Consider the following 11,995-nt stretch of genomic DNA (forward strand, 5'->3'; position numbering starts at 1 on the left):
GTTGCCTGGGACAACTTCAATCACCGTGGCAATATGTGGGCGTGCCGGGACTTGGCCAGTGGCGAGATCGTCTCGACCAGCATGTGCCACGGCCTGGTCAGGGACGACCGCCATTGGCCGGGAATGGCGGTCCCATCCAGTTATCGCGGCATGCCCGACCCGTGACGTGATCTAGACAGTGGCAATACCATACTTCCTGCGCGCCGCCTGATACTCATCGGTCAACGCCACCAACCTTGGATGTTGCGCATCCTGCGCCCGAATCCCTTCCAGCAGCTGGGCCGCCGTGTCGCCCAGCGGGTGATCCCACCCCAGCTCGTTCACCTGGCGCAGGATGCCGCCGGCGGTGGCCACCATCACCTGCAGATTGTGCGGCGCGATGTGCAGCGCCTCGAGCAGGGTCTGCACCGCGCCGCGCACGTCGCCCATATTGCGCTTCTCGTCGGCCACGCCGAGCAGGATCTGCGCCTGCGCCCGCAGTTGCTGGCCCATGCCCTCGACCATGTCGGTGCGGCCGGCATTGACGAACACGTGCATCGCCTGGTCGACCGAGACGCCGCTGCCCGACTCGTTCATCACCGTCAGCATGACGTTGGATGCCTGCTCGTCCAGCTGGTGATCCAGGCACGCCTTGGCCAGGTCCATGCGCAGGCCGGGCGAGGTCGCGCCGCCGGCGCGCACCGCCGTCACCGCCGCCTGCAGCTCGGCGATCGCGGCGCCGGCGTTGCCGCTCTTGTCGAGCACGAGCGAGTTGGCATAGGCGCGGCAGGCGTCCGCCGCCGGGTTGCCGCGCATCGAGCGCTCCAGGTCGCGCACCACGCCGGTCGCGCCGAGCAGGTCGTCGCGCGTGACCAGCGCCTTGACCAGGTTGACGTGGTCTTCGGGATTGCGAAACTCCGAATAGCGGGCCTTGGTCACCACCTGGCGGAACGATTTTTCGGCGCCATCGACGTCGCCCGCCGCGAGCGCTACTTCGCCGAGCTTGCGCAGGCGCCGCACCACGTGCGGCGAGATCGCCACCGCGTCTTCGAGCACCTTCTTGGCCAGCTCCGGCTCGTGGCTCGCCTCCAGGCAGCGCGCCAGCAGGTCGTAGCCGGCCATCAGGCGCGGATTGGCGGCCAGCAGTTCTTCGAGGATGGTGCGGGCGTCGTCCACCTGGTCGAGCGCGAACAGGGTGCGCGCCATGCCCAATGCCGCCCAGCCGAGAGGACGCTCGGCCAGCACCTCGCGGTAGACGGCGGCGGCCTCGTGGTGCTCGTTCAGGCTCGTGTGCAATTCGGCGCGGATGCGGGCAAAGTCGGCGCCGTAGCGCGGTTGGGCGCCAGCGCCGTCGCGGCAGGCGGCGATCGCTTCGCGCGGCTTGCCCTGGGCCGCCAGCTGCCAGGCCGGGAGCAGGGCGGCGCGGCGCTCCAGTGCGCGCTTGATGCGCCCGCTCAGCATCTCCACCGTGAAGGGCTTGAGGACGTAGTCGGTCGGCGTCAGTTCGGCCGCGCTCACCACCTTGTCGTGGACGCCCTCGGAGGTGAGCATGATGAAGATCGTCGACGCCGAGATCAGGTGGTGGTGGCGCAAGTCTTCCAGCAACTGCTGGCCGTCCTGGCCTTCGCCGCTGCCGCCGGCCAGGTCGTACTCGCACAGGATGACGTCGTAGGCGCGCCGCTGCAGCTGGCGGATGGCCGTGTTGGCGTTGATCGCATACTCGACCTTGTTGATGCCCGCCAGGTTCAGCATGTTCTGCAGGCTGGTGCGCATTCCCGGGTTCGGGTCGACCACCAGCACCGCCAGGTTTCCATTCTCTTGCATCGTCGCTCTCGTCCAGGTCATCCGGCGCCACGCGGAAGGGCGCGTTTAAATATTGTCTACCGTAAAGATACCGGCAAGTTTCAATCCGATCAAGGAAACTGCAGTGCCATATTGTCAGTCGGCCGAGGGCCCGACCATAGTGCAACACTGTATAATAGCGGGCTATCTTCCACCCTAGCAGCCACGCTGCATCAACGACTGTCCAAGCCATGTTGATTCTGCCGGGTTCCAATGCCCTGTCCGCCTTCCGTAGCCAACGCCTCCTGAGCCAACTGCAAGCCGTCGCCCCGTCGATCGCCGCCGTCCAGGGACGCTTCTACCACTTCATCGACACCAGCGCGCCGCTCTCCACTGACGATACGCAACGTCTATCGGCCATGCTCACCTATGGCGAGCCGGCGGCCGAAACGCTGTACGAGGGCGTGACCGAGGAGTTCTTCGTCATTCCGCGCCTGGGCACGATTTCGCCGTGGGCCTCGAAGGCGACCGACATCGCCCACAACTGCGGCATGGCTCACGTGCACCGCATCGAGCGCGGCGTCGGCTACACCGTGGTCCTCAAGAGCGGCATCCTGGGCAGCAGCATCGGCGCCGCCAAGAAGCTCAGCAGCGAGGAACTGGAAGCCGTCAGCGCGCTGCTGCACGACCGCATGACCGAGTCGGTGCTGCGCAGCGCCGACGACGCCCAGCACCTGTTCAACGAACTCGAAGGCAAGCAGCTGGAAAGCATCGATGTGCTGGGCGCTGGTCGCGACGCGCTGGTGCGCGCCAACACCGAACTCGGCCTGGCGATGTCGGAAGACGAAGTCGACTACCTGCACGACGCCTTCACCAAGGCGCAGCGCAACCCGACCGACGTCGAGCTCATGATGTTCGCCCAGGCGAACAGCGAGCACTGCCGCCACAAGATCTTCAACGCCGACTGGATCATCGACGGCGTCAAGCAGGACAAATCGCTGTTCGGCATGATCAAGAACACGCACCAGCTGAATCCGCGCGGCACCGTGGTCGCCTACAGCGACAACTCGTCGATCATCGAAGGCGCCACCGTCACCCGCTTCTTCCCGCGCGACGGCCAGGAATACGGCGCGTCGACCGAGCTGGTGCACACCCTGATGAAGGTCGAGACCCACAACCATCCGACCGCGATCTCTCCGTTCCCGGGCGCCTCGACCGGCGCCGGCGGCGAGATCCGCGACGAGGGCGCGACCGGCCGCGGCGCCAAGCCGAAGGCGGGCCTGACCGGTTTCACGGTATCGAACCTGGTGCTGCCCGACGCCCAGCGTCCGTGGGAAAACGCATCGGACGTGACCAAGGGCGAGCGTCTTGACGCCGTCTACGGCAAGCCGGAGCGCATCGCCTCGCCGCTGCAGATCATGATCGACGGCCCGATCGGCGGCGCCGCCTTCAGCAATGAATTCGGCCGTCCGGTCCTGGGCGGCTACTTCCGCGCCTACGAGCAGAACGTCGGCGCCGCGAACGCGGTCTACGGCTACCACAAGCCGATCATGATCGCCGGCGGCATCGGCAACATCTCGGCCCGGCACACCCACAAGGACGAGATCCCGGTCGGCAGCCTGCTGATCCAGCTCGGCGGCCCGGGCATGCGCATCGGCATGGGCGGCAGCGCCGCCTCGTCGATGGCGACCGGCACCAACACCGCCGACCTGGACTTCGACTCGGTCCAGCGCGGCAATCCAGAGATGGAACGCCGCGCGCAGGAAGTCATCAACGGCTGCTGGCAGCTGGGAGAGGACAACCCGATCATCTCGATCCACGACGTCGGCGCCGGCGGCCTGTCGAACGCCTTCCCCGAAATCGTCAACGACGCCAAGCGCGGCGCGATTTTCGACCTGCGCAAGGTGCCGCTGGAAGAGAGTGGTCTGGCGCCGAAGGAAATTTGGTCAAACGAGTCGCAAGAGCGATATGTGTTGGCAATTTCGCCTGATGGCCTTACAAAATTTGCATCGCTGTGCGAGCGTGAGCGCTGCCCGTTTGCCGTGGTCGGCACCGCCACCGAAGAGCGCCAGCTGAAGCTGATCGATCAGCAAGAAGGTAATTCGCCGGTCGACATGCCGATGGATGTGTTGCTCGGCAAACCGCCGAAGATGCTGCGCGACGTCGAACACGTCCAGCACGTCTTCCCGCCGGTGGACCTGACCGGCATCGAGCTGCCGGAAGCCGCGCGTCGCGTGCTGCTGAACCCGGCCGTGGCCGATAAATCGTTCCTGATCACCATCGGCGACCGTACTGTCGGCGCCACCAGCGTGCGCGACCAGATGGTCGGCCCATGGCAGGTGCCGGTCGCCGACTGCGCCGTCACCGCGATGGCCTTCGAAGGCTTCGTGGGCGAGGCGATGGCGATGGGCGAGCGCACCCCGCTGGCCGTGATCGACGCCGCCGCCTCGGGCCGCATGGCCGTCGGCGAGGCGATCACCAACATCGCCGCCGCCGCCATCGACGACATCTCGGACATCAAGCTGTCGGCCAACTGGATGGCCGCCTGCGGCCAGCCTGGCCAGGATGCGGCGCTGTTCGACACCGTCAAGGCGGTCGGCATGGAACTGTGCCCGGCGCTGGGCGTGTCGATCCCGGTGGGCAAGGATTCGCTGTCGATGCGCACCACCTGGAACGACGAAGGCCAGAACAAGGCCGTCATCTCGCCGGTGTCGCTGATCGTGTCGTCGTTCGCGCCGGTTACCGACGTGCGCCGTTCGCTGACCCCGCAACTGCGCACCGACAGCGGCGAGACCTCCCTGATCCTGGTCGACCTGGGCCGCGGCAAGAACCGCCTGGGTGCCTCGATCCTGGCGCAAGTGACGCAGCAACTGGGCGACTCGGTGCCGGACGTCGATTCGCCGCAAGACCTGAAAGCCTTCTTCGTCGCGATCCAGCAGCTGAACAAGGACGGCAAGCTGCTGGCCTACCACGACCGCTCGGACGGCGGCCTGTTCGCCACGCTGACCGAGATGGCCTTCGCCGGCCGCACCGGCGTGTCGGTTAACCTCGACATCCTGACCATGGAAGGCGAGCACGCGTCCGACTGGGGCGACGCCAAGAACTGGGCCGGCCAGGTGGCCGAGCGCCGCAACGAGATGACCCTGCGCGCGCTGTTTTCCGAAGAGCTGGGCGCCGTGATCCAGGTGCGCGCGGACGACAAGAGTGCGGTGATGAACGTGCTGCGCGACCAGGGCCTGGGCGCCTGCAGCCACATCATCGGTAAGCTCAACGACCGCGGCGCGATCGAGTTCACCCGTGATGCGAAAGTGATCTACAACGAGTCGCGCAGCAGCCTGCACCGCCTGTGGAGTGAGACCAGCTGGCGCATCGCGCGCCTGCGCGACAACCCGGCGTGCGCCGATTCGGAATACGACCGCCTGCTGGACGAAACCGACCCAGGCATGCAGCCGAAGATCACCTTCGACCTGGCGGATAATGTCGCGGCGCCGTTCATCGCGACCGGCGTGCGTCCGCGCGTGGCCATCCTGCGCGAGCAGGGCGTCAACTCGCATATCGAAACCGCGTGGGTGATGCACCAGGCGGGCTTCGCCGCGATCGACGTCCACATGAGCGACCTGATCGCCGGCCGCGCCAAGCTGGACGACTTCCACGGCATCATCGCCGTCGGCGGCTTCTCGTATGGCGACGTGCTGGGCGCGGGCGAGGGCTGGGCCAAGACCATCCTGTTCAACCCGCAGCTCTCGGAGCAGTTCGCGAAGTTCTTCCAGCGCCAGGACACCTTCGGCCTCGGTGTCTGCAACGGCTGCCAGATGATGAGCAACCTGAAATCCATCATTCCGGGCGCGCATGCGTGGCCGAAGTTCACCCGCAACAAGTCGGAACAGTTCGAAGCGCGCTTCGGCATGGTCGAGGTGCTGGATTCGCCGTCGATCTTCTTCGCGGGCATGGCCGGCACCCAGGCGCCGATCGCCATCGCCCACGGCGAAGGCTTCGCCGACTTCTCGCTGACCGGCGACCTGAGCGCCGTCAACCAGTCGATGCGCTTCGTCGACAACCGCGGCCAGGCGACTGAGGTCTATCCGTTCAACCCGAACGGCTCGCCGGGCGGGCTGACCTCGGTCACCACCGATGACGGCCGCTTCACCGTGCTGATGCCGCACGCCGAGCGCGTGTTCCGCGCCGCGACGCATTCGTGGGCGCCGGAATCGTGGGGTGACGAGTCGCCATGGATGCGCATGTTCCGCAATGCGCGCAAGTGGGTTGGCTGATCGGTTCAAATGATATGGAAAACGCCTCTTCGGAGGCGTTTTTATTTGGCCCGCTGACCGTCTCATTTCGAATTCCGGAAATCACGGGGATTTGGCATTCTGGCGCTTATTCAAGGTGGGTAATTTTATCTACTGACATTTCTGGCAGTGGTTCGAGTATGCTTCTATGAAATAATCTGGATTTTAGCCGGAGATCCGGATGTCTGTTTTGTCGATTATCGCGTCGAATATCCCTGCGGCTACAGCAACATTTGTCGCGGCAGTGACGGCTTTGTTCGCCGCGCTCAAATATTACTCTGACAAAGCAGCCAAGGTTACCGAGTTCAGGAAGGCATGGGTTGAATCACTCCGGCTGGCGGTCGCGGAGTTTGGCGGCAGCATCCATTTGATTGTCGGAAGGATTTCGATCAAGTCAAAAGCGACCCCCGCCCCGGTACCGGCTAAAACTCCTTCAAAGTCACTTGAGGAAGAGCTTGCCAGCGAACTCCTTCCGTATTGGTCCAAGCTGAGGGTGTCGTACAACACCATTATCCTTCACTTGAACCCAGCAGAACACGAGTCTTATTTAATCGCCGAGAGGGCGGTGTCCGAATCCTGGCAGAGTAAGTTCCCACAAGGGACGAAAGACGCGCAAGTTTTCCGCTTCCTGTGCTGGTGCTTGAGCTTGGCGGATGCGCGAATTGGCGAGGTTCCGAGGCATCGGAAGTCGCGTTGGAACCGAAGGCAGAAATTTAAAAAAATCCCGTCCGCTGAGCAAGTTACCGTCGCTGCGTTAACGACAGCGCAGGAGAAACTGCGAGAATCTTGTACCGATTTCGGCTCGATCCTGCTGCTTGCGGCGTTCGCAACGCGTCAGCTGGCGCACGGCGACTACAAGACCGTGTTGAAGCATTATCCAGAGATTGAGCGTGGGATTCGTATAGTCGATACCGCTGCTGCGAACGTCGTGAAAGGCGTCTGGGAAGATGTCAAGAGAGGCGAGCCTAGCTCCCGGTGGGCGGGTCTCAGCGCATTAGGCATCTCGGTCCTTCTCATCGTTAGCATTGTCATCGGGCTAGTGTTGGCGCCAAAACAAAATAGTAGCTCATCTGGGACCAACTTCAATTTCTATCTTAACGACAAGCAGATCGGAACTGTAGCTGGAAGAACTGATGCCGCTCATCCGTCAATAACGGTCAAGGTCATGGATCGAGCGTAAGGTCTGACGGTTTGATGCAGCAATCATAAACGCCTCTCCGGAGGCGTTTTTTTCGCCGGCGCGATATACACTGTGTCGAACTCAACAAGGATTGGAGACCATGAACCCGATCGTCGTTCGTCCCTTATGCGCACTGATCATGGTGCTTTCCACCGCCGCGAATGCGGCTCCCGACGGCAGGCAGATCGACGCCGCGACACGCTCAGGCATCGTCCGCGAGCTGGCGCAGGCGATCGACGAGCAGTACGTTTTCCCCGACAAGGCGAAACTGATTGCCGAGCGCCTGCAGGCGAAGGAGAAGAGCGGCGCGTATGCGCGCATCTCGACGATGGAGGAACTGGCCAGCGTCCTGACCGACGACCTGCGCGCGCCGACCAAGGACCTGCACCTGAGGGTCAGGGTCAGCGCGCAGCCGCTTCCGGACATTCCCCCCGAGCCGACGCCCGAGATCGAAAAAATGATGCTCGGTCACCTGAAGGCCTCGAACTTTGGCGTACGCAAGATCGAAGCGCTGCCGGGCAATATCGGCTACATCGACCTGAGGACGTTTGCCCCGGTCGACTTCGCCAGGGACATCATCGGCGCCGCGATGCAGGTGGTCGCCGACACCGACGCCCTGATCGTCGACTTGCGCAATAACGGCGGGGGCGACCCGAACACGGTCGCCTTCATGTCGAGCTACCTGTTCGACAACCGCACCCACCTCAACGACATGGTCTGGCGCCACGAAGGGCGCCTTGAGTCGTTCTGGACCCAGGACGAGGTGCCGGGCAAGCGCTTCGGCGGCCAGAAGAAGATCTATGTCCTCACCAGCAAGAAGACCTTCTCGGGCGCGGAAGAATTCAGCTACAACATGCAACAGCTCAAGCGTGGAACGCTCATCGGCGAGACGACCGGCGGCGGCGCCCACCCGGGCGGCATGCGTCGCCTGCATCCCCATCTCTCGGTCTTCATTCCGAGCGGCCGGGCGGTCAATCCGATCAGCAAATCGAACTGGGAAGGCACGGGCGTCATCCCCGACGTGCCGGTCGCGGCGGACGAAGCCTTGCGTACGGCCCAGCGCCTGGCATTGAAGGCGCTGCTGGAGAAGCCGCGCGACGCCATGCATGCCGACCTGCTGCGCAAGCGCCTGGCCGAAGTCGACAAGCAGGGATAGGGCGGGCAGTCAGGGTATTGGACGCGCCAGGGTGTAACGTACGTCGGCGGCGCCGGCGTCGTCCCTGGTCCAGCCCTGGCGCGCATAGAACAGGTCGGCCCGCGTGCCGGCGCCCGTGTCGAGCGTGATCTCGGCGAAGCCTTGCTCGAACAGCCACGCCGTCACCAGTCCGAGCAGGGCTTTCGCCAGCCCCTTTCCCTCGTGCGCGGGATCGACGAACAGCGCCCAGATCGAGCCATCGAGCCGGTTGGCATAGCTGAACGCGACGGTGACGCCATCGACCTGCGCAATCCAGCCGCGGCCATCCTTTTCCAGAAAATCTTCATACATCCGCGGCGTGACCCGCGCCGGGTCGCGCAACCGGTTCTCGAACACTGATAAACGGACGCGGGACATCTGCGGGATATCGGCGGCGGTCGCGCGCCGGAAAACGGGAACAGATGAGCGCATTCGTACTCGCACAAAAGAAAAGAGCGCCCCCGCAGGAGCGCTCTTCGAGACGGCTGGACAGCGATTACTGCACCTTGGCCTTCTTGACCAGGCTTTCGCGGTATGCCGCCAGCTGACGCTGCTGCAGGCCTTCCGCGACTTGCTGCTTGACTTCGTCCAGCGGCGGGATCTTGGTCGCGCGCACGTCTTCCAGCTTGATGACGTGGAAGCCGAACTGCGATTTCACCGGGGTCTCGGTGATGGCGCCTTTTTGCAGGGCGACCATGGCCTTCGAGAACTCAGGCACGTAGGTCGCCGGGCTTGCCCAGCCCAGGTCGCCGCCGTTCTGGGCGCTGCCGTCCTTCGACTGCTTGGCCAGCTCTTCGAACTTGCCGCCGGCCTTCAGCTTGGCGATGATGCCCTTGGCGTCGGCTTCGGAATCGACCAGGATGTGGCGGGCGTGGTATTCCTTGTCGCCGATCATGGCCTTCTGCTTGTCGTACTCGGCCTTGATCTCGGCATCCTTGACCGGGTTCTTCTTGACGTAGTCGGCCAGCATCGCATTGATGATGATGCTCTGGCGGGCGTTGTCGATGGCCGATTTGACGTCGGCGCGGTTGCCGATGTTCTGCTTGTCGGCTTCCTGGATCAACACTTCACGGCTGATCAGGTCTTTCTTGATCGCATCGCGCAGCTCAGGGGAATCGGTGGCGCGGCCCTGGGCGACGACTTGCTTGACCAGCTGGTCGACCCTCGCTTGCGGGATCGCCTTGCCATTGACGGTTGCAGCGTTTTGCGCGAGTGCAGGCAGGGCAACCAATGCGGTCATGGCTAACAACAGGCGGGCTGGCTTCAAAATCATTGTTGAGATCCTATATAAACACGAAAAGTATCGCCGCAGGCGACGAAAGCCGGCGCATGCTCAGCGCCGGCGACAGCACATATTACTGCACCTTTGCCTTTTTGACCATTTGCTCCTGGTAGTCACGCAGCTTCTCTTGCGCCAGGGTGTCGGCGATCTGCGGCTTGACTTCTTCCAGCGACGGCAGCTTGACCGCACGGGTGTCGTCCAGCTTGATCACGTGGAAGCCGGCGTTGGTCTTGACCGGCACGTCGGTAATCGCGCCTTTCTGCAGCTTGGTGAAGCCGGCCGAGAATTCCGGCGGCAGGGCGTTCGGGGTCACCCAGTCCAGGTCGCCGCCATTGTTGGCGGTGCCGGTGTCCTTCGAGGTCTTGGCCAGGTCTTCGAACTTGGCGCCGCCTTTCAGCTTGCCGATGGCCGCCTTGGCTTCGTCTTCGGTCGTGAACAGGATGTGGCGCACATGGTATTCCTTGTCGCCGGTCTGCGCCTTGAACTTGTCGTACTCGGCCTTGATCTGGGCGTCGCTCACCGGATTCTTGGTGATGTATTCGCGGGCCAGGGCGTTGACGACGATCGACTGACGGGCATTGTCCAGCGCTTCACGCACTTCGGGCTTCTTGTCGTAGCCTTGCTTGACGGCTTCTTGCATCAGCACTTCGCGGGCGATCAGGTCGTTCTTGACGGCTTCGCGCAGTTGCGGCGAATCCTGGCCCTGGCCCTGGGCCACGACCTGCTTGACGACGGCATCGGCGCGCGACGAAGGGATCGCCTTGCCGTTCACCACTGCGAGGTTCTGGGCGAAAGCGGGAGCCGATGCAACGGCGACAAGGGCTAACAGCAGGCGAGCTGGCTTAAAGGTCATGTGTGTTCCTGTAGCGGGGATAGTTGCTGGACGAGATTGGATTAGTTCTTATGACTAGCAGTGACAATTGTCGGGCACATTACTTAAAACTGCCTGAAGCCGACACTCAGGACAGCTCGGAAGGCGCGGTCGCGTTGATGGCGAGCGCGTGGATTTCCGCCTTGTTGATCATATCGTGAACGGCATCATACACAAGACGATGGCGCATGACCAGCTTGAGGCCTTCAAAGCGGGATGACACGATTTTGACCGTGTAATGGCTGCCGCCGGAGGCCGCGCCGGCATGGCCGGCGTGCAGGTGCGAGTCGTCGATGATCTCGAGCGACGCCGGGGCCAGCTCGGCCTCGAGGATCGCGCGCAGGCGTGCTTCGCGGTCGCCTTTGCTGGTTGCAGTGGTCATGCTTCTTCCTCCTTGATGTATTTTGAGAGCATCATCATCTGGATCACGATGAATCCGAACATGATGCCGGTAAAGCCGAACAGCTTGAAGCTGACCCAGGCGCTGGTATCGTTACGGAAGACCACGAAGGCCATCAACAAGTTCAGCAGGCCCATGCCGGCGAAGAACAGGATCCAGCTGTAGCCGAGCCGGTTCCACACCAGATCGGGCAGCTTGATATTGGCCTCCATCACGGAGCGCATCAGGTTCTTCTTGTAAAACACCTGCGCCACCAGCAGGGCGACGGCGAAGGCCCAGTACAGGATGGTCGGCTTCCATTTGATAAACAGGTCGTCATGGAAATAGATCGTGGCGCCGCCGGCAACCAGGATCACGGCCATCGACAGCCACAGCATATTGTCGACCTTGCGGCCGCGCACCAGCAGGTAGCCGACCTGCAGCGCGGTGGCGACGATCGCCACCGCGGTGGCCAGCAGGATCGCCGATTGCGCCGGCGGCACCGCGCCGCCCGCGATCAGCCCGCGCAGGTACTCGACCGCCATGCGGTGCGCCCAGTCCTGGTTGCTGTCGCCGTACTTGTAGACGCCGAAGAACAGGATGACTGGGAACAGATCGAACAGAAATTTCTTCACCGCGCCACCCTCAGATCGGTTCGAACCGCATGGCGGCCGAGTTGATGCAGTAGCGCAGCCCGGTCGGCGGCGGGCCGTCCGGGAACACGTGGCCCAGGTGGGCATCGCACACGCCGCAGATGACTTCGGTGCGCACCATGCCGTGGCTGCGGTCGACTTTCTCGATCACATTTTCCGGGTCGAGGGCCGTGAAGTAGCTGGGCCAGCCGCAGCCCGAGTCGAACTTGGTGTCCGATTCGAACAGCGGGGTGTCGCAGCACACGCAGTGATAGATGCCGTGTTCATGGTGGTCCCAGTACTTGCCGGTGAAGGCGCGCTCGGTGGCGGCGTGGCGCGTCACCTGGTATTCGATCGGGTCGAGCTGCTCGCGCCACTCGGCGTCGGTCTTGGTCACTTTGTCGGTCATGATTCTCTTTCGTGGTGT

General features: G+C 63.3%; 10 protein-coding genes. 3 read left to right on the top strand and 7 right to left on the bottom strand.

Going from position 1 to position 11,995, the window contains the following annotated elements; genetic code table 11:
* Positions 1-171 precede the first annotated feature (171 nt).
* Positions 172-1,803: a tetratricopeptide repeat protein gene (locus KY496_RS04090; RefSeq protein ID WP_219863988.1), complete on the bottom strand. Its 1,632-nt coding sequence runs from the start codon at positions 1,801-1,803 to the stop codon at positions 172-174.
* 209 nt (positions 1,804-2,012) lie between these two features.
* Here KY496_RS04090 and purL point away from each other — a divergent pair, with 209 nt between their 5' ends.
* The 3 genes from purL to KY496_RS04105 all read left to right on the top strand — a co-directional run bounded on the left by purL (position 2,013) and on the right by KY496_RS04105 (position 8,386).
* Positions 2,013-6,032 carry a phosphoribosylformylglycinamidine synthase gene (gene purL / locus KY496_RS04095; RefSeq protein ID WP_219863989.1) on the top strand — a complete coding sequence of 1,340 codons (4,020 nt, stop codon included), beginning with the start codon at positions 2,013-2,015 and terminating at the stop codon, positions 6,030-6,032.
* Positions 6,033-6,231: 199 nt separating this feature from the next.
* Positions 6,232-7,230: a hypothetical protein gene (locus KY496_RS04100; protein WP_219863990.1), complete on the top strand. Its 999-nt coding sequence runs from the start codon at positions 6,232-6,234 to the stop codon at positions 7,228-7,230.
* Between the two features lie 100 nt (positions 7,231-7,330).
* Entirely contained in the window at positions 7,331-8,386 is a 1,056-nt protein-coding gene (locus KY496_RS04105; RefSeq protein WP_219863991.1) for a S41 family peptidase, read from the top strand.
* Positions 8,387-8,395: 9 nt separating this feature from the next.
* Here KY496_RS04105 and KY496_RS04110 read toward each other — a convergent pair whose 3' ends face one another.
* The 6 genes from KY496_RS04110 to msrB all read right to left on the bottom strand — a co-directional run bounded on the left by KY496_RS04110 (position 8,396) and on the right by msrB (position 11,977).
* On the bottom strand, positions 8,396-8,782 hold the full coding sequence (locus KY496_RS04110; RefSeq protein WP_157225742.1) for a GNAT family N-acetyltransferase: 387 nt from the start codon (positions 8,780-8,782) through the stop codon (positions 8,396-8,398).
* Positions 8,783-8,900: 118 nt separating this feature from the next.
* Positions 8,901-9,677 (bottom strand): peptidyl-prolyl cis-trans isomerase, encoded by a 777-nt coding sequence (locus KY496_RS04115; protein WP_005671109.1) that lies wholly within the window; start codon positions 9,675-9,677, stop codon positions 8,901-8,903.
* A gap of 82 nt (positions 9,678-9,759) precedes the next feature.
* The gene (locus KY496_RS04120) at positions 9,760-10,539 is read right to left on the bottom strand and encodes a peptidyl-prolyl cis-trans isomerase (RefSeq protein ID WP_005671108.1); all 780 of its coding nucleotides are present in this window, start codon (positions 10,537-10,539) and stop codon (positions 9,760-9,762) included.
* A 106-nt stretch (positions 10,540-10,645) separates the two neighbouring features.
* On the bottom strand, positions 10,646-10,939 hold the full coding sequence (locus KY496_RS04125; protein ID WP_005671106.1) for a BolA family transcriptional regulator: 294 nt from the start codon (positions 10,937-10,939) through the stop codon (positions 10,646-10,648).
* Positions 10,936-11,571: a septation protein A gene (locus KY496_RS04130; protein ID WP_219863992.1), complete on the bottom strand. Its 636-nt coding sequence runs from the start codon at positions 11,569-11,571 to the stop codon at positions 10,936-10,938. Before KY496_RS04130 ends, KY496_RS04125 begins: the two co-directional genes overlap by 4 nt.
* Before the next feature lie 10 nt (positions 11,572-11,581).
* Positions 11,582-11,977, bottom strand: a complete 396-nt coding sequence (msrB, locus tag KY496_RS04135; protein WP_005671103.1) for a peptide-methionine (R)-S-oxide reductase MsrB — start codon at positions 11,975-11,977, stop codon at positions 11,582-11,584.
* Between the last annotated feature and the right edge of the window lie 18 nt (positions 11,978-11,995).

It is taken from the genome of Massilia sp. NP310, assembly GCF_019443485.1.
Taxonomy (GTDB): Bacteria; Pseudomonadota; Gammaproteobacteria; order Burkholderiales; family Burkholderiaceae_D; genus Telluria; species Telluria timonae.

Coding starts and splice junctions, on each gene's coding strand:
- KY496_RS04090 (WP_219863988.1), bottom strand. CDS start 1,803: ATGCAAGAGAATGGAAACCTGGCGGTGCTGGTGGTCGACCCGAACCCG.
- purL (WP_219863989.1), top strand. CDS start 2,013: ATGTTGATTCTGCCGGGTTCCAATGCCCTGTCCGCCTTCCGTAGCCAA.
- KY496_RS04100 (WP_219863990.1), top strand. CDS start 6,232: ATGTCTGTTTTGTCGATTATCGCGTCGAATATCCCTGCGGCTACAGCA.
- KY496_RS04105 (WP_219863991.1), top strand. CDS start 7,331: ATGAACCCGATCGTCGTTCGTCCCTTATGCGCACTGATCATGGTGCTT.
- KY496_RS04110 (WP_157225742.1), bottom strand. CDS start 8,782: ATGTCCCGCGTCCGTTTATCAGTGTTCGAGAACCGGTTGCGCGACCCG.
- KY496_RS04115 (WP_005671109.1), bottom strand. CDS start 9,677: ATGATTTTGAAGCCAGCCCGCCTGTTGTTAGCCATGACCGCATTGGTT.
- KY496_RS04120 (WP_005671108.1), bottom strand. CDS start 10,539: ATGACCTTTAAGCCAGCTCGCCTGCTGTTAGCCCTTGTCGCCGTTGCA.
- KY496_RS04125 (WP_005671106.1), bottom strand. CDS start 10,939: ATGACCACTGCAACCAGCAAAGGCGACCGCGAAGCACGCCTGCGCGCG.
- msrB (WP_005671103.1), bottom strand. CDS start 11,977: ATGACCGACAAAGTGACCAAGACCGACGCCGAGTGGCGCGAGCAGCTC.